At 40.6% G+C, this 21424-nt stretch carries 17 protein-coding genes; 1 reads left to right on the forward strand and 16 read right to left on the reverse strand.

The annotated features are described in order from the left end of the window. Positions 1–11 precede the first annotated feature (11 nt). From MKY71_RS15835 to nikC, 6 genes are all read right to left on the reverse strand, one after another. Entirely contained in the window at positions 12–3065 is a 3054-nt protein-coding gene (locus MKY71_RS15835) for an SMC family ATPase (RefSeq protein ID WP_340733245.1), read from the reverse strand. A gap of 2 nt (positions 3066–3067) precedes the next feature. Next, a complete protein-coding gene (locus tag MKY71_RS15840) occupies positions 3068–4231 on the reverse strand; it encodes an exonuclease SbcCD subunit D (RefSeq protein ID WP_340733247.1) in 1164 nt (387 codons plus the stop codon). Between the two features lie 95 nt (positions 4232–4326). Further along, a complete protein-coding gene (locus tag MKY71_RS15845) occupies positions 4327–5340 on the reverse strand; it encodes an ABC transporter ATP-binding protein (RefSeq protein WP_339173666.1) in 1014 nt (337 codons plus the stop codon). Continuing rightward, on the reverse strand, positions 5312–6349 hold the full coding sequence (locus tag MKY71_RS15850; RefSeq protein ID WP_340733248.1) for an ABC transporter ATP-binding protein: 1038 nt from the start codon (positions 6347–6349) through the stop codon (positions 5312–5314). The genes MKY71_RS15845 and MKY71_RS15850 overlap by 29 nt, the downstream gene beginning before the upstream one ends. A gap of 21 nt (positions 6350–6370) precedes the next feature. After that, a complete protein-coding gene (locus MKY71_RS15855) occupies positions 6371–7324 on the reverse strand; it encodes an ABC transporter permease (RefSeq protein WP_339173670.1) in 954 nt (317 codons plus the stop codon). Positions 7325–7339: 15 nt separating this feature from the next. Next, positions 7340–8236 carry a nickel transporter permease gene (gene nikC / locus MKY71_RS15860; RefSeq protein WP_339173672.1) on the reverse strand — a complete coding sequence of 299 codons (897 nt, stop codon included), beginning with the start codon at positions 8234–8236 and terminating at the stop codon, positions 7340–7342. Between the two features lie 395 nt (positions 8237–8631). Between nikC and MKY71_RS15865 the strand changes: the two genes are divergently transcribed. Next, positions 8632–10275, forward strand: coding sequence for a glutathione ABC transporter substrate-binding protein (locus MKY71_RS15865; RefSeq protein ID WP_340733249.1), 1644 nt, complete (start codon positions 8632–8634; stop codon positions 10273–10275). Between the two features lie 50 nt (positions 10276–10325). Here MKY71_RS15865 and MKY71_RS15870 read toward each other — a convergent pair whose 3' ends face one another. The 10 genes from MKY71_RS15870 to MKY71_RS15915 all read right to left on the reverse strand — a co-directional run bounded on the left by MKY71_RS15870 (position 10326) and on the right by MKY71_RS15915 (position 21385). Then, entirely contained in the window at positions 10326–11195 is an 870-nt protein-coding gene (locus MKY71_RS15870; RefSeq protein WP_340733250.1) for an SGNH/GDSL hydrolase family protein, read from the reverse strand. 21 nt (positions 11196–11216) lie between these two features. Next, positions 11217–12446 carry an aminopeptidase gene (locus tag MKY71_RS15875; protein WP_340733252.1) on the reverse strand — a complete coding sequence of 410 codons (1230 nt, stop codon included), beginning with the start codon at positions 12444–12446 and terminating at the stop codon, positions 11217–11219. 3 nt (positions 12447–12449) lie between these two features. Continuing rightward, on the reverse strand, positions 12450–13685 hold the full coding sequence (locus tag MKY71_RS15880; protein WP_340733254.1) for a DEAD/DEAH box helicase: 1236 nt from the start codon (positions 13683–13685) through the stop codon (positions 12450–12452). A gap of 524 nt (positions 13686–14209) precedes the next feature. Continuing rightward, positions 14210–15391 carry an acetyl-CoA C-acetyltransferase gene (locus tag MKY71_RS15885; RefSeq protein ID WP_340733255.1) on the reverse strand — a complete coding sequence of 394 codons (1182 nt, stop codon included), beginning with the start codon at positions 15389–15391 and terminating at the stop codon, positions 14210–14212. Between the two features lie 23 nt (positions 15392–15414). Beyond that, entirely contained in the window at positions 15415–16557 is a 1143-nt protein-coding gene (locus tag MKY71_RS15890) for an acyl-CoA dehydrogenase family protein (RefSeq protein ID WP_340733256.1), read from the reverse strand. A gap of 161 nt (positions 16558–16718) precedes the next feature. Further along, the gene (gene murQ, locus MKY71_RS15895) at positions 16719–17624 is read right to left on the reverse strand and encodes an N-acetylmuramic acid 6-phosphate etherase (RefSeq protein ID WP_339196135.1); all 906 of its coding nucleotides are present in this window, start codon (positions 17622–17624) and stop codon (positions 16719–16721) included. Continuing rightward, on the reverse strand, positions 17621–18598 hold the full coding sequence (locus MKY71_RS15900; RefSeq protein WP_340733258.1) for a BadF/BadG/BcrA/BcrD ATPase family protein: 978 nt from the start codon (positions 18596–18598) through the stop codon (positions 17621–17623). Before MKY71_RS15900 ends, murQ begins: the two co-directional genes overlap by 4 nt. Positions 18599–18611: 13 nt before the next feature. Next, positions 18612–19643: a serine hydrolase domain-containing protein gene (locus MKY71_RS15905; protein ID WP_339196138.1), complete on the reverse strand. Its 1032-nt coding sequence runs from the start codon at positions 19641–19643 to the stop codon at positions 18612–18614. 10 nt (positions 19644–19653) lie between these two features. Continuing rightward, complete coding sequence (locus MKY71_RS15910; RefSeq protein ID WP_339173688.1) at positions 19654–20478, reverse strand: carbohydrate ABC transporter permease; 825 nt, start codon at positions 20476–20478, stop codon at positions 19654–19656. Between the two features lie 13 nt (positions 20479–20491). Then, on the reverse strand, positions 20492–21385 hold the full coding sequence (locus MKY71_RS15915) for a carbohydrate ABC transporter permease (RefSeq protein ID WP_339173689.1): 894 nt from the start codon (positions 21383–21385) through the stop codon (positions 20492–20494). Positions 21386–21424: the final 39 nt, after the last annotated feature.

The following is a 21424-nucleotide window of genomic DNA, read 5'->3' on the forward strand; positions in this document are numbered from 1 at the left end:
GTGTTTTTGCGTTATTTAATAATAATCTCTGTTTTACTGTAGCCTTCTTTGAGTTTTTGCACTTGCAAGATGGCAGGCATTGCTGCTTTTAGTTCGGCTACATGGGAAATGACGCCAATTAAGCGGCCTGTTTGCTGAAGATCGATCAATATATCGATTGCTCTTCTTAACGCCTCTTCATCCAAAGTACCGAAGCCTTCATCGATAAACATCGTATCGATATGCACGCTTCCTTGAACACTTTGAATAACATCGGCCATTCCTAATGCCAATGAAAGAGAGGCATTGAATTTTTCACCGCCGGACAGTGTTTTTACATCCCGCGTTTGCCCTGTATGGCTGTCATATACATCAATGCTGAGTCCGCTTTGGGCATTTCCTTCTTTTCTACCTGTAGATTTAAGGAAGTATTGGCCATTTGATAAGACACGCAAACGTTCATTTGCCGCATGTGTCACTTTTTCCAAATAACCAATTTGAACAAAACGCTCAAATGAAATTTTCGCATCATTTTGACCTCGAATTAAATTGTAAACATGTTCGACTTGCATTAGTTTCTCTTTATAGCTTTCGATCTGTTGCGCGGATTGGTCGAGTTTATCGCGCGTCTCCTTACATTGTTCAACATAGGACTGGATCAATGTCATTTTTGAGTAATGTTCCTCGATCTGCTCATTCAACTCATGAATCTGTTGCTCACTTGCCGTTAAATCGGCTTGTTCTTTTCCTTCGAGCAAAGGTTCTTCCTCAGCAATTTGAACAGATAATGTGTGGACATTTTGCTTATATGCTTCAACCGCATCCTGAATTTGCTGCTGTATATTTAATGGCAGTAATGCAGTTTTATACTTTTCCAAATCGAATCCTTCCTGCTGTAATGCGGATTCAAATTCTTTTTGTGCTAAAAGAGATTCCTGCTGCTTTTCTGTTACAAGATTTTTGGCATGGTGATAGTTCACTTCACAAGATTTCTCATCCAATTGGATTTTTTGCATCGCTTCAAGGGCATTTTGAATCGCAGCTTTTAACTGGTGATGTTTTTGCTGGTGGTTTGCCAATTCTTGCGTTACTTCATCCAATGTAGAAAACTGTGGCAATAATGACTGTTCACTTTGCTCAAGCTTCCCTTTTTCCTGCGCATATTGCTTATCAATATCGATTACGTATTGCTGACCTTTTTCAATACGGCCTTGCAGTACTTCTTTACTTTCCAAAAGCTGGGCCATCATTTTCTTTTCTGTGACAAGCTGGGCCTGCTGCTGTTTCTGCTTTGATAATTTCGCTGTCAGTTCTGCTAAATGCTGTTCATACTCATGTAGTTTTGAAAGCTGGGCATCAAGTAACTGAAGCGCACTTATTTTCTGATCCAATGTTGCCTTTTCCACATCCAGCTTTGAAGTAACTTGGTAAAAACTTTGCATCGTTCGATCGGCCTCTTGACGCAGTTGTGCCAGTGCATCCTCATCAATGACAACCGCTTCACTGTTATGAATGGCTGGATGATTAGTGCTTCCACATACAGGACAGGCTTCCCCGTGGTGTAATGATGCTGCTAGAAAGGTTGCATGATTGCTGCGTATTTGCTGCTCCATATTTTTCAGCTTTTGCTGTGCTTCATCAGCAATTCGTTTCTTACCGGCAAGCTGATTTACTAGAGAATCAACATTCATTTGTATTGCAGCTACTTCTTTAGCCATTTCAATTTTTCGTGTTAATGCAGCATGGGTTTCATATGTTTCATGGTATGTCACTGTCGCATCTTCCAGCTCATTTATAATGGCTTGCTGCTGTTGTTGTTTTTCTTTTAAAGACAATGCTTCGTTTTGCAGCTTATCAAATAATTGCTTGGCGTTTTTTTGGTTTTCTGCAAGCTTAGACACATTTTCACGCTGTGTATTAATCGACTGATAAATTGGAACAAGCTGTTCGAGCTGTGAAATCGATTTCGTATAGTTGTCCAGCAATGGTTCTTGCTGCTTTTGCTCCTGATAATGATTTGTCGCCTGCTGAAGTTGTGCCTGTGCACGTTGATAGTCCGTATTTGCTTTTTCTAAGGAGACTTCCGCTTGTTCAAGCTGTCGTTTTACCTTCTCATATTCACGTTCTAACGGTTCGATCTGATTCGCCTTTTTGGCAAGGACAAGCTTCTGTTGTTCTGCTTGTATTTTATCCTTTTGCTGCAATAATTCTTCAAGGCGCTCTTTCCGTATTAAAAACTTTTCAATCCGTTCATTTAACAGTCTTTGTTCATTTAATGTTTTAACTAATTTTTGCAATTCCTTCTTTGAAGCATCATATTCCCCTTTTAATGCGGTACACTGATCTTCATAGTATTGCTGTTCTGTCTGCAAAGCACTCTTTACTTGATACAGATTAATGACATCATTGTTCAGCAAAGAAAACAATTCCGATTCTCGATGCGGGAGTCGGGATCGAATTTCATGAATTGTATTGTCCTGCTGCATCCTTGCTTGTTCATAATGTTTTTCGGCAATATTCTTTTTCTCTTTCAGCAGTTCCACCATTTTCGTGAAGCGTTCCGTTTTGAAAATCTTCCGGAAAATCTCTTCTTTATGCTTAGATTCCGATGTGAGAAGCTTTTGAAATTCCCCTTGTGGCAGCATGACGATTTGATTGAATTGGGACTGTGTCAGACCGATCAGTTCTTCAACTTTTGATTGAATGAGCTTTACTTGAAACTTTTCAACAGCGGGTACAATAACCCCATCCGTAATCTCAAAAAACTCGCGCTTTGCACTTGCACCATCATGACCAAATTTCCGCCAAATACGGTAAAGGCGACCACGCACTTCAAATTCTAGCTCGACTTCGGTATCTACCGATTCATCCGCAAAATCACTGCGTAAAAATAGTGATTTTTCACGATCCTCCCCACTGCCCGAATCATAAAGTGCAAACGTAATCGCATCAAAAATAGTCGTTTTTCCCGCTCCAGTTGCACCGGAAACAACAAAAATTCCATGTTCATGGAGTTTAGTAAAATCAATGATTTCTTTTTGATGATATGGTCCAAATGCTGTCATCGATAGTTTGATTGGTTTCATCGTTACAGCACCTCCTGTTTTTCACGTTCATTTTCGATTAGCTGCTCTAAAACATCGGTATAAATCTCTTTAATTTCATCAGTTAGAGGCTTGCCTGTCATTTCCGTGTAAAATAGTTCAAACAGCTCCGAATCATCCATCTGAACCCGGTTCATTGTTGTCGCATGCTGTTCCAGCTGTTCATAAACAACCGTTCGTTCAATATGCAAAGCATTCGGATAAACCGTGCGGACAAGTTCGGCAGCACCTTTCACATAATGTTCATCCTGCAGTTTAACAAATACATAGTCCTCGTTTACTTTATGCTGCAATATATCCTCAAGCAGCCCTGTCACGACACGCATGTCCCGAACTGGTGTAAGTTTTCTTTTTTCGATCTGCACTGTTCCGTCTTCTTTTAAATCAACAATTAAAAATCCTTTATTATGTGTCACTTCCGATTCCGAATATTTAAGGGGTGATCCGGAATATTGAATTTTCTCGTTTGCAACAAAATGGGCCTGATGTAAATGTCCTAACGCTGTATAACAAAATGGTTCGAATAATGCTGAGCTAATACATTCCGTACCGCCAATTGTCAATTTACGTTCAGAATCACTCGTATTTGGCTCAGGCGTCCCGTCTTTTGTAATGAAGGCATGACCGATGATAATATTGCGTTTTGTATCATCCATTGACTGCTGAATCTGTTCAATGATTTTCGCCATCGCAGCTTCATGCGATGTAATGGATTGATCATCAAATAAAGCCCGAACAATTGACGGCTCTGCAAAAGGAACTAAATAAAAGTGAACTTCCCCATATTCATCATGCATGATGACCGGATCGATATTCTGTTCTAAATGTCCGACGATATGTAAACCGCTCGCCTTCATAAATTCACTGCCAAAATTTAAACGTGTAGCGCTATCATGATTTCCAGCGATTGCTAAAATCGGTGTTTTTTCATCGACTAATATTTCTTTCAATGTTTTATTTAAAAGTTGGATCGCATCTGTCGGTGGTACAGATCGATCATATAAATCCCCGGCAATAATGATGACATCCGGCTTTTCTTTTCTAATTTCTTCGATAAACTGTTCAAGCACAAATTGCTGGTCTTTCGTCATTGATACACCTTGTACTATTTTTCCTAAATGCCAATCTGCTGTGTGGAAAATTTTCATGAATACCGCCTCCTATCTTATAACTATAAGTGTACATGAGGGAAAATAAAAAAACCACATCGTACGAATATTCGTTCGTACGATGCGGTCTATTATTACTGCTTTACAGCCATTTTACCAGCTGAAATTTCTTCCATGTAGTGGCATGCCGCTTCATGCATATCCTTCATAATAGAAGAAGTACGCAAAGCAGGTTCTTCCGTTCTACACTTATCTGTCGCAAATGGACAGCGTGTATGGAATCGGCAGCCCTGTGGTGGATCGATAGGTGACGGTACATCACCTTTTAAAACAATACGATTTTTCACAGCATCCGGATCAGGTACTGGAATTGCTGATAATAATGCTTTCGTATAAGGATGCTGCGGGTTTTCGAACAGGCTTGTTTTATCTGCAATCTCTACAATTTTCCCTAGATACATTACGATAATACGATCTGAAATATGACGTACTACCCCCAGGTCATGTGAGATGAATAAATAAGTTAATCCATATTCATTTTGCAGCTCTTCCAGCAAGTTCAGTACTTGTGCCTGAATCGATACGTCCAGTGCCGATACGGCTTCGTCACAAATAATCAGTTTTGGATCAACCGATAACGCACGGGCAATACCGATACGCTGACGTTGACCACCAGAGAATTCATGCGGGTAACGGTCTGCCTGATATGGTCGTAATCCAACCGTTTCAAGCAATTGTTCAATACGGGCACGTCGCTGATTTGGCGGCAGTACTTTTTGAATATGCATCGCTTCGTTCAGTACACTTGCAACGGTCTGGCGCGGGTTGATCGACGCATACGGATCCTGGAAAATGATTTGCATGTCTTTGCGGTATTTACGCATTTCACCTTTAGAAATTTTCGTAACATCCGTTCCCTGAAACACAACTGAACCGTCTGTCGGCTCTTCCAATCGTAAAATTGCACGGCCTGTTGTAGACTTACCACAGCCCGACTCTCCTACAATGCTGACTGTCTCTCCTTCATAAATCGTAAAGGAAATATCATCTACCGCTTTTACGTGGTTGACTGTACGGCCTAAAAATCCTCCCTTAATCGGGAAGTACTGTTTTAGTCCCTCAACCTTTAACAGTTCTTTTTTCGCCATATAGCGTCACCTCCGATTCTCCATCCCATTCATCCGAATACATCCAGCAGCGGATTTGCTCCGAACTATTGTCATCTGTATTCAGTAAGTCCAGCTGCTTTTTATGGCAAAGCTCGATTGCAACAGGACAACGAGGAGCAAAGCGGCATCCTACCGGCATCTCATGCGGGCTTGGCACCATTCCTTTAATCGGAATCAGTTTTTCCTGCTCCACATCATGACGTGGCAATGAATTAAGTAATCCTAATGTATATGGGTGCTTTGGATTTTTGAATAATGATCGCACGTCTGAGTATTCCACTACTTGTCCTGCATACATAACTGCCACATAATCACATGTTTCAGCTACTACTCCTAAATCATGGGTAATCATAATAACAGACATGCCTAAACGATTTTGCAGATCTTTTATCAATTCCAGAATTTGTGCTTGTATCGTTACGTCAAGTGCCGTTGTAGGCTCATCCGCAATTAAAATTTCCGGGTCACATGCAAGTGCCATCGCAATCATTACACGTTGACGCATTCCTCCTGAAAGTTCGTGCGGATATTGCTTAACACGCTTTTCGGGAGACGGAATACCTACAAGCTTCAGCATCTCTACGGATTGCTGCATCGCTGCTTTTTTGTCCAGTTTTTTATGGATCCGGATTGTTTCACTAATCTGTTGACCTACTGTATAAACCGGGTTTAAAGACGTCATCGGTTCTTGGAAAATCATAGAAATCTGGTTTCCACGAATATCACGCATCGCTTTTTCCGAAAGCTTCAGCAAGTCCTTCCCTTTAAAAAGAACTTCGCCACCTTTCGTTTTACCGTTCGATGCAAGTAATCGCATGATCGATAGTGATGTGATACTTTTTCCGGAACCCGATTCCCCTACAATCCCGATTGTTTTACCTTTCGGAACAGTAAAGCTTACACCGTCAACAGCACGTACTTCTCCAGCATCTGTTCCGAACGCTGTCTGTAAATTATTTACGACTAAAATGTTTTCCGTTTCATTCATTTGCCACACCTCTTTTCATGTTTAGTTCAAATCAATTCGTTTATTTAAGAACTTGTAAGAAATATCAACAAGCAGGTTTACAAGTACGAATAATAGTGAAATTACAAGTACAGTTCCTTGAACAATCGGGAAATCCCGTTGCCTGATGGCATCAATTGTCAAACGTCCCATACCATTAATAGCGAAAATCGTTTCTGTTAATACAGCACCGCCCAAGAAGCCACCAAACTCCAGACCAATAACCGTTACAACTGGGATTAGCGCATTTTTCAATGCATGACGGTAAATAACGATACGCTCTGATACACCTTTTGCACGAGCAGTACGGATATAGTCCTGACCGATTACTTCAAGCATTGATGAACGTGTCATACGAGCAATGATTGCTGCTCCCCCTGTCCCTAATGTTATGACAGGTAAAATAATTTGGCGCCATGAATCTCCCCATCCCGAAGGACGCATTTTTAGAAATTCCGGTAAGTCCAAACCAAATGGCAGATTTCCTAATGCAAACCATTGAATCAGCAGTAAACCTAACCAGAAGTTCGGCATTGATAGACCGAAAAGCGCAACAATCATAATCGATACGTCGGTAAGCGTATAATGACGCACTGCCGAAATGATTCCGGCAATTAAACCGAGAAATACTGCTACAATTGTGGCATATACAGACACTTCAACTGTAATCCAAAAACGTGCCTGTATCTCATCCATTACCGGGCGCCCACTACGAATGGAATTTCCTAAATCACCTTGCAGGGCATTTCCTAAAAATCGGCCGTATTGCACATATGGCGGATCATTCAGACCCAGTTTCTCACGTAAATTCTCTACCGTTTGTTCAGATGCACCTTCCCCTGCCATTACTTGAGCAGGATCTCCAGGAATTAGGAACATCAATGAAAATACTAAAATTGAAACCCCAAGCAATACGGGAATCGTTTGTAATAAACGACGAATAATATATTTAGTCATTTACTGTTCCACCTCCTATTGTTTCATCTTCGGATCAAGCGCATCACGTAACCCGTCACCAAAAATGTTAAATGCCAATACTACGATAACAATCATCATTCCAGGAATTAATACCATGTGTCCCGCATTATGCATAAACGCACGACCATCACTTAACATTGCTCCCCATTCCGCTGCTGGCGGCTGTGCACCTAAACCTAGGAATGCTAAACCGGACGCTGTCAGAATCGCCGTTGCAATACGCATTGTTGCTTGTACGATAATCGGTGACATAATATTTGGTAAAATATGCTTAAAGATTATGCGAATATCTGATGCACCGAGTGCTTTAACCGCATCTATGTATTCGAGTTTTTTTACTTGTAAGGTCGATCCTCGGACAATACGGGCAAATGCTGGTATCGAGAATATCCCAACCGCGATAATTACGTTGATTAAACTACCACCTAATACTGATACAATCGCAAGTGCTAGTAAAATACCAGGGAATGCTAGCAAAATATCCATAAGACGCATTGTAATTGTATCTACAGCACCTCCATAATATCCCGCAACAATTCCAATTACGACTCCAATAACCCCACCTATAAATACTGATAAAAATCCTACCGTTAGCGTTAGTTTTGTACCGTTAACAATACGGGAGAAAATATCCCGACCGAAGTTATCAGTACCAAACCAATGTTCTTTTGAAGGTGGCTGTAGTTTGTTTAAAATATTTTGAGCATTTGGATCTGTCTTAACTAAAAACGGTCCGAATATCCCTACAAAAATGATAAAAAGAATAATTAATCCACCGACTATTGCCGCTTTATTTTTTAATAAACGCTTCATAAACGTTTTAAAAGCTTCTGCTTGTGGGCTGCTTTTTCTCACAGTTGAAGGATTTTGCTCTGTTTGTGTTGTACTCATTTTAATTCACCCTTTCAATTTTTATTTTCCTTCTTACAACAATATTAAATTTGTATAAGCATTAGTATATAGAGTGAAATCTGAACATTTCAACATAATATTTTCTTACTAAAATTCAGAATATTTTAATATTTTTATGTTTTTTAGTTCAAAAGTTATACTTACATAATATACTTTTATCTGGAAATATAACCAAAAACTTGGTTCTGTTATATTTTTATCATTTTTCTGAATTTAACAATATTATAATAAGATACTATAAAATACGTAATTTTTCTACTTAAAAAAGTTTTTTTCTTTTTAGTATTTGATGCTTTGTGTTCATGTGCTATTCTATTAACAGAAATTACATTTTTGTAATATTCTAAAATCAACTATATGGGGGGACTTCAAACATGTCATTTTCGAAAAAGTCGCTATGGATGCTACTTCTAACGTTCACTCTTGCACTTGTGCTAGCTGCATGTGCTGGTGGAGATGATTCAGAAGACACATCAAAAGATAGCGGAGACACTGGAACTGAAACAAATACTGACTCTGGAACTACAGAGGAAGCTGCGGCTGGCGGCGACTTAATTATCGCTGAGTTATCTGATGCAAGCTCATTAGATCCACATGGTTCAAATGACGTACCATCATCTAACATCCAATCAAACCTTTATGAAACTTTAGTAAACCGTGATGCAGACGGGGAATTAGTACCTGGTCTTGCAGAATCTTGGACTCAAGTTGACGATTTAACTTGGGAATTCAAACTTAAAACAGGTGTTACTTTCCATGACGGTGAAGAATTTAACGCTGAAGCAGTTAAAGCTTCATTCGACCGTTTATTAGATCCAAAAGTTGCATCTCCACGTGCTTTCTTATTCGAGATGGTAACAGATGTTAAAGTAGTAGATGAATCTACTGTTCAATTCGTAACTGAATACCCATTCTCACCATTACTTGCTCACTTAACGCATAATGGTGGTAGTATTATTTCACCTAAATCAATCGAAGAAGATTACGCTGCAATGGAAGCTGACTCATCAGTTAACGCTGGTTCTGTAATCGGAACAAACCCGGTTGGTACTGGTCCATTCAAATTTGAGAGCTGGACTCCAGGTACTGAAATTAAATTAGTTAAGTTCGAAGAATACGCTGGCACTCCAGCACACATTGATTCAGTAACATTTAAAGTAGTACCAGAAAGTGCTACTCGTGTTGCGGAATTACAATCTGGTTATGCACACATTATCGGTGCAGTTGAGCCTGGTCAAGTAGCAAATGTTAATAGCTTTGATGGCGCTTCTGTATTAGAAACAGCTTCTTCATCTTTAACATACCTTGGTTTCAATACTGAAAAAGAACCATTCAACGATCCAAAAGTACGTCAAGCAATCTCTAAAGCAATCGACCGCCCGACTTTAATCGAAGGTATTTATGAAGGCTTCGGTATTCCAGCGATTTCACCATTAGCTCCTGGTATTTTCGGATACACAGAAGATGTGACTTCTATGGCTTACAACATGGACGAAGCGAAAGCATTACTTGCAGAAGCAGGCTATGCGGACGGCTTCAAAACAACAATTTGGACGAATGATAACCCAGCTCGTCAACAAGTTGCGATTGTTTTACAAGAAGAATTAAAGAAATTAAACATTCAAGCTGAAATCGAAGTAATGGAATTCGGTTCTTACTTGGAAAAAACAGCTGCTGGTGAGCACGATATGTTCATCTTAGGCTGGTCTAACCCGACTGGTGATGCGGACTACGGTCTATATGCATTATTCCACTCTTCACAACATGGTGACCCAGGTAACCGTTCATTCTTCACAAGCGAAAAAGTGGATGAGTTATTAGAAAAAGGTCGTCGTGAAGCAGATCCAACTGCACGTGAAGCAATCTACAAAGAAGCATTACAACTTATCTCAGACGAGTCGCCAATGGCATTCGTATTACACCCATATACTTTAACTGGTGTATCTGACAAAGTTTCTGGCTTCAACGTTGGTACTGACAGCATCTATCAATTACGTGACGTTAAAATTAGCGAGTAATTGAATACAAAAAAGCATTCCTTCAAGAAATTCTTGATGGAATGCTTTTTTTATACTAATATCGGCCTCGGCTGATCCAGCGTATGCAGTACGATATGTGGTTGTGGTACTTCTTCTACAGCTGACTCCCTTTGCAGCTGCAGTATTTCTTCTAATGTTTTCGGGTTTGGGGCTGGCATTGCATCGATTGGTAAAATGAGTCCCTCATTCCCGGCATAGCTTTTCAACATTTCATTAGCCATAATCCGATAGCCTAGCTGGTTTGGATGCACATCCGCCACATTCGGCAAATATGTTGCACGTTGCTGTTCAAATGGTTCATATACATCCACAAATATATAGCCTGCTCTTTCCGTTTCCTGCTTCAATATCGTATTTAAAAGCTGTACCGCCTCTACCGCCCCCTCTGCCTGTTCATTATGAACACTTACATAAGGAAAATAATAACCAAGTACATAAACTGTCGCTTTCGGTGCCTTTTCATTAATTAGCGAAAGCAGCTCCCCCATTTGGGTACGCACTTCATTTAATGAGAAATTTGCATTAAGCTGATTAAAAGCAATTGTTCCCTGTTGCGGGTTATGGGTAATAAGCGGCAAAAGATTATTCGCTCCGGCAGATAGTGTGATTAATGTTGCTTCACTTAATAATGGTGCAGCCTCTTCAGACTGAACAGTTTCAATGACATTTCCAACACGATAACCCGGGAAAGTAAGTTCTTTTGAAAAATGTCCGAGCTTGCCATTGCGCTCCAGCTGCAAAGCAATGTAATCGGTATAACCTGCATCAATTTGACTGTAAGGTGTTTGCCCTGCCGCCAAAGAGTCGCCAAGTGCAATATAAACTTCCCTTTCATCGGCTAATGCTCCCGTTGGAAACAGAGCAATACAAAAAATAAGACTGTATATTATTTTCCGCATTTATTCACCCCACTTCAATTGCTAGAATGCCCAATTACCTTTTCTGAAAATCGGTTCTGTTGTACCATCTGCCAAAATCCCGTCAATATCCATGTCAGCACTGCCGATCATGAAATCTTCATGTGTGATTGATGTATTAATCCCCAATGCTTCCAGTTGACCCTTTTCGAGTTCCTTGCCCCCTTCATAGCATGTCGGATATGCTTCTCCGATTGCTAAATGGTTAGAGGCATTTTCATCGAATAATGTGTTGTAATATAAAATATTTGATGAAGAAATAGGTGATTCATGCGGCACTAATGCCACTTCTCCTAAATATGAAGACCCTTCATCAGAAGCAACTAACTGCTGTAATAGGTCCTGGCCAACCTTTGCCTCAACATTCACAATCTTACCTTTTTCAAAAGTCAGCTTGAAATCATCGATAATATTCCCTTTATAGACGAGTGGCTTCGTATTGGATACATAGCCGTTTACACCATATTTTGCAGGCAGCGTAAAGACTTCTTCTGTCGGCATATTCGCGATGAATGTCGTACCATCAGGTGCTTCGCTGCTTCCGCTTTTCCATAAATGTTTGTCCGGAAGTTCAATCGTCAAGTCTGTACCAGGTGCCGTGTAATGAAGCTTCGCATACTTTTTCTTATTCAGCATATCTGCACGTGCGTGTAAGTTTTCAATATGAGTTTGCCAGTTCGCTACGGCATCCCCTTCACCAATACGCACTGTTTTGAAGATAGCATCCCACAATGCTGGAACTTGCTCCTGTTCCGGTAAATCAGGGAATACTTTTGCTGCCCATTTCGGCGAAGGAACAGCGATAATTGACCATGCAATATCATCATTCATAACAGCTTTACGGTAGTTCACTAATGCTGCCCCGGCTGCTTTTTGCTGTGCTCCGATTTTCGCAGAGTCAATACCTGCCAGTAAATCCGGATTTTCCGCATCGATCCAAAGAAGTGCACCTTTTCGTTCAATTAATTCTTCACGTTGTGCAACAACCCATTGCGGAAAATTAGCTGTTTCTTCCACCGTAACATTTTCATAATAAGAACGCTCAAAGCTGGCATCCGTTAAGTTTACATGAACACGGCTTGCACCGGCTTCATATGCTTTTTTAACGACTATGCGTGTAAATTCAAGCGTATCCGTAGATGTGTTGATTAATAAATATTGCCCTTTTTGAATATTTACACCGATACGAACGGCTAAATCTGCAAATTGCTCTAACTTCTCTTGGAATGTCATAAATTATTTCTCCTTTTTCTTACTGAAAGTCATACCTTTTTTATTGGACTTTGGTTGATACGGCTTTTTCACTGCTGCTTTGCTTGCTGCAACAGGTGCCGCTTTCGATGTTACTGTCTTTGCACTCCCCTCGATTAGCTGTCCTTGAGTCCATACTTTTTGAACACCTTTTAAGGAAAGATCGCGCAACCATTTTTTGAATGTCTTTTCGTCTTTGTACGATAATAATGTCAGTACTTCTCCGTCTGCACCGGCACGTCCTGTACGCCCGGAACGGTGTGTATACTGCTCGATTGTTCTTGGTACATCAACATGAATAACATGTGTTAAACCTGAAATATCTAAACCTCGTGCAGCAATATCCGTCGCAATTAAAATGCGTGCTTCCCCTTTTCGGAACGCATCCAGCGCTTTTTTACGCTCATCTTTTTTCATATCCGAATGAAGTGCTACAATCGGGGCATCACGATATTCCAGCTTGTTCTGTTTCATTAATACTTGGTCGATGTTATTAACAAATGCCAATCCGCGCAATCCTTCAATATTAGCTAAACGACGAAGCATATCAGTTTTGTCACGCTCTTCTACTTTCACAAAAGAGTGGACAACTTTACCGAACTTCACCATATCTTCCGGCTTTATTTCGATGCTGATCGGCTCGAACATTAAGCGCTCTGCTACTAATTTGATTTCTTCAGTAATCGTAGCCGATACGACAACGACTTGACGGCCAAATGCAGCATTTTCGATAAACGATTTTACAACAACACGGTACTCGCGGCTAAGCAGCTGATCGCATTCATCCAACACGATTGTCTCGATTTCTTTAAGTTTTAATTTACCTTGGCGTGCCAATTCATTTAGACGACCTGGTGTCCCGACTACAATTGTTGGCTTTTTCTTTAATTTTTCGATTTGACGGGCAGAGTTTGCACCGCCGATTAGTTGTTGCACAGTGATATCTGTTCCTGCTGTCCAGTCACGGATTACTTCAACAATCTGCATCGCAAGTTCTTGTGAAGGTGCAACAATCAATGCTTGAGTTTGTTTCTTATTACCGTCTACTTTATTTAAAATCGGTAAAGTGTAGGCTAGTGTTTTTCCTGAGCCTGTCGGAGATTCTGCTACGATATCTTTTCCCTCGACCATCGCAGGAATCATTTCCTCTTGTATTTTCATTGTCGTTTCAAACGACCATTTATTTTGAAGTGTTTCGTTTAATAAGCTAATTGCTGACATATTGTTTTACCACCTTTTATTCGTTGGCTTTAGTGTACCATATTCCATTATTAATGCGGAAATTTGGCGGAATTTCAGTCAGTGTTTAACATGAGAAAAAGGAAGTTATGTGTCAATTGAAAAATGGCTTGTTGAAGCTGGGAGATTTTCTAATAAATTCTGAAATCATCTAATATATTTTAAATTGTTCTAATAAAATGGCGATGTTCTAATATATCCGGTAATTGTGCTAATATCGGTCCGCTTTGTTCTAATATCACCTTAACTTTTTCTAATAACGTCGTGACATTTTCTAATATCCCTCAGCAATGTTCTAATAAAATTCAAACCGGATGCTTTTCCATACGATATAGAGTAAAAAGCGCGACCAAAACTTTCAACATCAACCGAAGTTCTAATAACCTCACCGTTTCTTCTAATATCCCCTTTATTTCTTCTAATAACACTCCTCAATCTTCTAATAAAACCCCACCCGGGCCACAGAAAAAAGCATGCCGGAAGCCACCTTCCAGCACGCCTAGTTTCTACACTCTTTCAATAATTAAAGCAATACCTTGTCCGCCACCGATACAAAGACTGGCAACCGCATACTTCCCGTTGCGTCGTTGCAGTTCATATGCAGCAGATAAGATAATTCTAGTTCCACTTGCACCGACCGGGTGACCGAGTGCAATTGCCCCGCCATTTACATTCGTTTTCTCACGGTTCAGACCAAGCTCCTTTTCTACCGCGAGATACTGAGCTGCAAATGCTTCATTAATTTCCACTAAGTCCATGTCCTCAATTGTTAAATTCGCACGCTCCAAAGCTTGACGAATCGCTGGAGCCGGGCCGATACCCATGATTGTCGGATCCACACCAGCGATTCCCCATGATACAATGCGGGCTAATGGCTTTAATCCTTGTTCATTTACAAAGTCTTCGCTTGCGACAACGACCGATGCTGCCCCGTCGTTAATTCCCGAAGCGTTCGCTGCAGTAACTGAACCATCCTTTTTAAATGCCGGACGTAATTTTGCCAGGCTCTCCAGTGTACCGCCTTCTTTAATATGTTCATCCTGATCTATTAAAATCTCGCCTTTTCTCGTAGCAACAGCAACCGGCACGATCTCTTTCGCAAAAGTCCCGTCCTGACGCGCTTTTGCGGCACGTTCGTTTGAAAGAAGTGCAAATGCATCTTGCTCCTCGCGGGAAATCGTATATTGTTCCGCAAGTTTTTCTGCCGTCATTCCCATTCCTGAACCTGTATACTGGTCAGTTAATGTCGCTTGAAGCATATCTATAAACTCCAGGTTACCAAGTTTCGATCCATTGAAACGCTGCTCAAAATTCGAATATGGCGATTGGGACATATTTTCCGCTCCCCCAGCGAGTACAACCTCCCCTTCACCTAGCTGAATCATTTGAGCCGCCGATACGACCGATTGCATACCTGAACCGCATAGACGGTTTAACGTCAATGCCGGCACTTCCTTTGGCACCCCTGCATAAAGGCCGATATGACGTGCTAAATATGCCGAGTTCGCGCCCGTTGTAATTACACCCCCGTAAATAACATGGTCGACTTGCTCAGGCTGGACGTTAGCACGCTTTAACGCTTCCACTGCTGTTTTAGTACCAAGCTGTACTGCATCCGTTGTTGCAAACGATCCACCAAAAGCCGTAAATGCTGTACGTGCTCCATCTACGATATATACGTTCTTCATTATTCCATCCCCTTAGTAAGTATCTATTTTATAATTTGTTTCGCGATAATCCCCTTCATGATTTCGGTCGTACCCGCGTAGATGGCTGCTACCGGAATATCGCGGTATCGTCTTGCGATTTCATATTCCTCCATATAACCATAACCACCGTGCAGCTGCAGGCAATCCGATACGACACGCTTGGCCATTTCACTGATCCACCATTTGGCCATCGATACTTCCTTCACGATATCCTGTCCTGCAATATGTTTGGCTATTAAACTATCGACATATGTACGGCCAAGGTCAATTTCAGTAGCCATTTCTGCCAACTTGAATTGAGTATTCTGGAAATCGGCGATGCGGCTGCCGAATGCTTTCCGTTCTTTTACATAGTCTACTGTCAGTTTTAAGCAGCATTCAGCCTCAATTTGCGTTTCGATTGCAACAATAAGCCGTTCCTGCTGCAGTTTTCCCATTAAATAATAGAAGCCTCGGTTTTCTTCCCCTAATAAGTTTTCTGCCGGTACACGTGCATCTTCAAAAATAAGCTCCCCTGTATCTGCACTGTGCATCCCGATTTTATCGAGTTTTTTTCCGCGCTTAAAACCAGGTGTCCCACTTTCTACAATAAGCAGACTAACCCCTTTATATGCCGGACTTGCCTGTGGGTCTGTTTTACAGACGACAACAACATAATCTGCATGAATGCCATTTGTAATGAACGTTTTTTCTCCGTTTAAAATGTAAAAGTCCCCATCTTTTTTCGCTGTCGTCTGAATGCCAGCAAGATCAGAACCTGCACCCGGTTCCGTCATAGCGATAGCGGAAATGTACTCGCCTGTCACGCTTTTAGGAAGCCATTTTTCCTTTTGTGCAGCTGTCCCGTAAGCTTCAATATAAGGTGTCACAATATCGGAATGAAGTGATATCCCGCTTGCTAACCCCGCACCGACACGTTCAAGTTCTTCCGTTAATATAGCAGAATAGCCAAAATCCAGTGCAAGTCCCCCATATTCTTCACTCACCATTGGACATAAAAAACCATTCTCCCCAAGCTTCAGCCAAAACTCACGTGGAATATCGCGTTCCTTTTCCCATTGTTCAAAATACGGATAGGCCTCTTTATCCAGCATTTTACGTAATGCTTTTCTGAACATTTCATGCTCTTCTGTATAAATGTTCATTTTCCCGCCCCCTTTGTTTTTTCTGAATATTATTACATTTCAATTTTAACAGGCACAAAATATGGAAACAATGGTTTTCTAAGAAATATTATTGCACTATACAGAAATTCTTGTAAAAAACAAAAAAGAGTTGCCAGAATACTTCATGACAACTCCCGGTATTAACTATTGTTTAAAAGTAAAATTGCTTTCCTTGTATGGCCATTTACTTGTTCTAACGCAAGTTTTACTCGCTCATAATTTTCGTTTGTTTTTAGCATGACAATTGCCGGCTTCACCGCGAATTTCGTTTTTTCAAGTACCGCTTCCGCTTCCTCATATTTGCAGTCCGTCGCATCGATGACAATTCTTTTTGCCCGCTCTATTAATTTTTTATTGCTTGCATGTACATCGACCATTAAATTTTCGTATGCTTTCCCTAATTGCACCATCGTTGATGTACTAATCATATTTAAAATCATTTTATGTGATGTAGCTGCTTTTAACCGCGTTGATCCTGTTAATATTTCCGGCCCTACGACAACTTCGATCGCTTCATCCGCATAACGGCTTACTTCAGAATTAATATTGCTCGTCAAACTTACCGTGTAGGCACCGACAGATTGGGCGTACTCTAAAGCACCCATTACAAAAGGCGTCGTCCCGCTTGCCGTTATACCGATAACAGAATCGAACCGCGTTATGTTTTTTTCCTTTAATTTGTTGAAGCCATCTTCCAAACGATCTTCCGCATTTTCAACTGCCTGGAAAAATGCTTCCTTTCCTCCTGCCATAATCGTCTGCACCAGCTCCGGGTCAGTCATAAAAGTAGGAGGACATTCAGATGCATCAAGCATTCCTAAACGACCACTAGTACCCGCTCCGATATAAAAAAGGCGGCCACCGTTATAAATGTTTTCAACCACTCTTTTAATTACTTTTTCAATGGTAGGTAAAACTTGTTCAACACTTTTTACAACGAGCATATCTTCTTTATTCATGATTTGAAGTATGTCCGAGACAGGCATTACATCCAAATCCATTGTCTTATCATTTCGTTTTTCAGTCGTTAATTGATCGTAATTCATGTTATCTCACCTTCCAATAGACGCCATGTTTGTTGAATCGTTTGTTTAACTTGATCACTTACTTCAATATTCTTTTCATGCAGCGCTAATAAGTATGCTCCAACTGTCCCCGAAATTGTTGGCTTCAAAGCGACCAAATCAGGAAACCGTGATGAAAAACGGACGGTAAACTTTTCATAAAATGAATCATTCGAAAATAATCCCCCGTGTAATACAACCGGTTTCGTCCGATCGATTCGCGAATACGCACTCTCAATAAGTTCCATTAATGCTTCTTGAACTTTATCGACAATGGATTTTGCTAATTGATCTTCTTCAATAGCTTCCAGCACGATTCTGCTCATAGAAGAAATAGCTGTGACGGGATTTGGGCTGCTATAAATTACTGTAATGAGCTGTTCTGGTGACAGCACATTAAAATGGGCCAATATGTTTTCCTGAAAAGGTTTCAAAGGGACTTTGCCATCATGTGCATCCAATACGGAACGAATGGCAAGCTTACCTAAATGATAGCCGCTTCCTTCATCACCCAGTAAATAGCCCCAGCCACCAACACGAAATGTTTTTTGCTGCTCATAACCGAATATAATTGCTCCGGTTCCGGCAATAAGTAAAGTACCTTCCCTGCCCCACGATCCCGCTGCCAATGCGGCATGGATATCACTCTGGATTTTAAGTTTCTCAAGAACTGGTGAATGCTTAAATGCATCATATATTTTCTGTTGTTCAGCTTGTCGATCTGCACCTGCCATTGCAGCAAACACCATTTCCACATCGGTTAATGCTGCCCCTGTCTTTATTAACAACTGGTCGATTAATTCATTTATAAGTGTGTACAGCTGCTCTGTTGAAATCGCTGTTAAATTGCCTGAACTTCCTTTGGCAACTGCAAGCAAATGGCCACTTTCATCACCGATTACGGCGGTTGTTTTCGTGCCGCCACCGTCTATACCAATCCATAGTTTCCCTGACATATACTCACCTTATCTATTCATTTTCAAGTGCAATTAAGTTATGCACAATTCGCCGAAACCGTTGAATTTCACAACTGCGTCCAAAATGAACGCGATTTGTTAACAATATAATTGCTAATTGCTTCTCATCCGATATCCAAATTGAAGTGCCTGTGAAACCTGTATGTCCAAAACCATCTCTTAAGTATTGACCGGAAAATGAAGGTGCTGAATACAATTGCCACCCTAATCCACGCTGTTCCTCATGCTGCCTAGTAAAACTTTGTTTCGCTAATTGTTTAGTCTGCTCGTAAAAAATAGAATCGGTATCTTTCATAAAAGCTTGAGCAAACTTCGCCAAGTCTTCAGCAGTCGAAAACAATCCGGCGTGTCCGCTTACTCCGCCAAAATGCAGTGCATTTTCATCATGCACTTCACCCCACTGATGTTTGTTTAAATAAGTACGATATTCAGTTGCAGCGATTTTTCCCTGTAACTGGGCAGACGGATTAAATCCGGTATTGTGCATATGTAGCGGCTGAAAAATATTTTTACCGGCATAGTCCGCTAATGACATTCCTGTAACCTTTTCGATGAGCATTCCTAGTAAAATATAGTTCACATCACTATAGATCACCTGCTGCTCAACATTTTTCCGTTCTGTTTCCTGAGCTATTCGTTCAATGACATCCGCGTATGCGACTTCTTCTTTATAAAACTTGATTTCAGCCTGAAAGCCGCTCGTATGTGTTAATAAGTGACGAACCCTGACTTCTTCATGCATGAGCTTAAGTTCCGGAAAGTAGTAGCCAATCGAATCATCCAAATCAATCAAACCCTGCTCAAGCAACAATAAAACTGCGCTTGCCGTTGCCGTCACCTTCGTTAATGAAGCACAATCAAACATCGTCTGTTCCGTCATTGGAATTTCTGGTTCCGTATGGGCCACACCGAATGCTTTGCAGTAAAGAATATCTTTTGCATTTGCTACAGCCAGTACTGCACCAGGCAGTTCTTTGTTTTGGATCGCTGTTTCAATAAACTCTTCTACTCGTGAAAAAGACATAATTCCCCTCCTATTTGATTGCCCCTTCTGTCATACCTTTTACGATATGGCGTTGGAAAATCGAATAGAAAATGATGACTGGAATAACAGCGATACATAGCCCGGCAAATAGTACGCCCCATGCACTATCATACTGTGCGTCTATTTTCAGTAAGTTCATCGCAACACCTAACGTATTTTTACTTTCTGTTTGCAGTAAGATTAACGCCATGAAAAATTCGTTCCAATAAGAAATGGCATTCAAAATGGTAACTGTTATAATTCCCGACTTGATGAGTGGTGTCACAATTTTAAATAGAATTCCATATGGACTCATACCATCGACGACCGCTGCTTCTTCCAGCTCTTTAGGAATATTTCCAATGAACCCGACGAGAATGAAAATCGTAAACGGTACATGTGAAATCGCATAAACAAGTGATAACGCCCACAAGTTATCCAGTAAATTAAACTTCATTAATAAGAAAAATAGTGGAATCCAACCTAACACGGATGGAATCATCATTGACGCCAAATAAACATTGATCAGCACTTCACCAAATTTGGAACGCACACGCTCCAATGCGTAAGCTGTTGGAATCGATAATAGAAGTGTTAAAAAAGAACCAAGTACTGTAACAAAGAAACTGTTTAAAAATGCCCGCCCGATATTGTAGTCATTCCATGCGCGTTCAAAATTTGTAAAACTAAAATCAGTCGGCATAGACCATGGTGACGTGAAAATTTCTGCATTCGATTTAAACGCACCCATAAACATCCATATTAATGGGAAGATTACGATAAACGCCCATAGGATTAACGGGATACGTACTAATATTTGTGAAACTACTTTCATCTAAATCCCCCCGTTAATATTCGACTTTTTCTTTTTTCAAAATAAACTGTGACACAAGAACAGTAATGAGCGATACGACCAGGATGAGAACACCAATTGCGGCACCATAGCCAAATTGGAAGTCTTCAAATGCGCGCTGGTATAAATAAGACCCCATTACTTCTGAAGCACTACCCGGTCCACCACCTGTCATTACTTGCACAAGTACAAACGAACCATTAAGAGACGTAATAATAATATAAAGAATCGATGTTTTAATTTGCGGCCAAACGAGCGGAACCGTAATATGCCAAAATTGCTGCCATTCGGATGCGCCATCAATATCTGCAGCTTCATACAAACTTTTCGGTACATTCGAAATACCACCCATAATAAGAAGCATAAATAATCCAATCCCTGCCCAAATTGCCGGAATCGCTATACTAGGCAGCACCCATGTTTTATCCCCTAACCAAGGGCGGGCCCATTCTGTTAATCCGACCTGATTTAATAGGCTGTTTACAATCCCCATGTTCGGATCATAAATAAACTGCCATAAAATCCCGATCACTACTACGGACATAATATTCGGAAAGAAAAATACAATCCGGTAAAATGGCGCTTCTTTAATTTTCAACTGCGTTAATGCCACTGCAAAAAATAGAGCTAGTGTCATAATTCCAATGACTTTTACAAATACGAAGAAAAAGTCATTTACGATCGCCTTCACAATAATGGAGTCATTCCATAGACGAATATAGTTATCTAAGCCGACAAATGTTTTATTTGCACTTGTTCCGGACCAATCAAAAAATGAGTAATACAAACCGCCTAACATAGGATATACAGTAAAAATTAAAAAGAGCAGAAAAGTCGGCAGTAAACAAAATGCTAAAAACAAATATTTGCTTTTTGATGAAAATGTCATTGTCGTTACTCCTTTCTCTATTGATTAAATAAGGTTGCT

It is taken from the genome of Solibacillus sp. FSL W7-1324, from assembly GCF_038008025.1.
GTDB lineage: Bacteria > Bacillota > Bacilli > Bacillales_A > Planococcaceae > Solibacillus.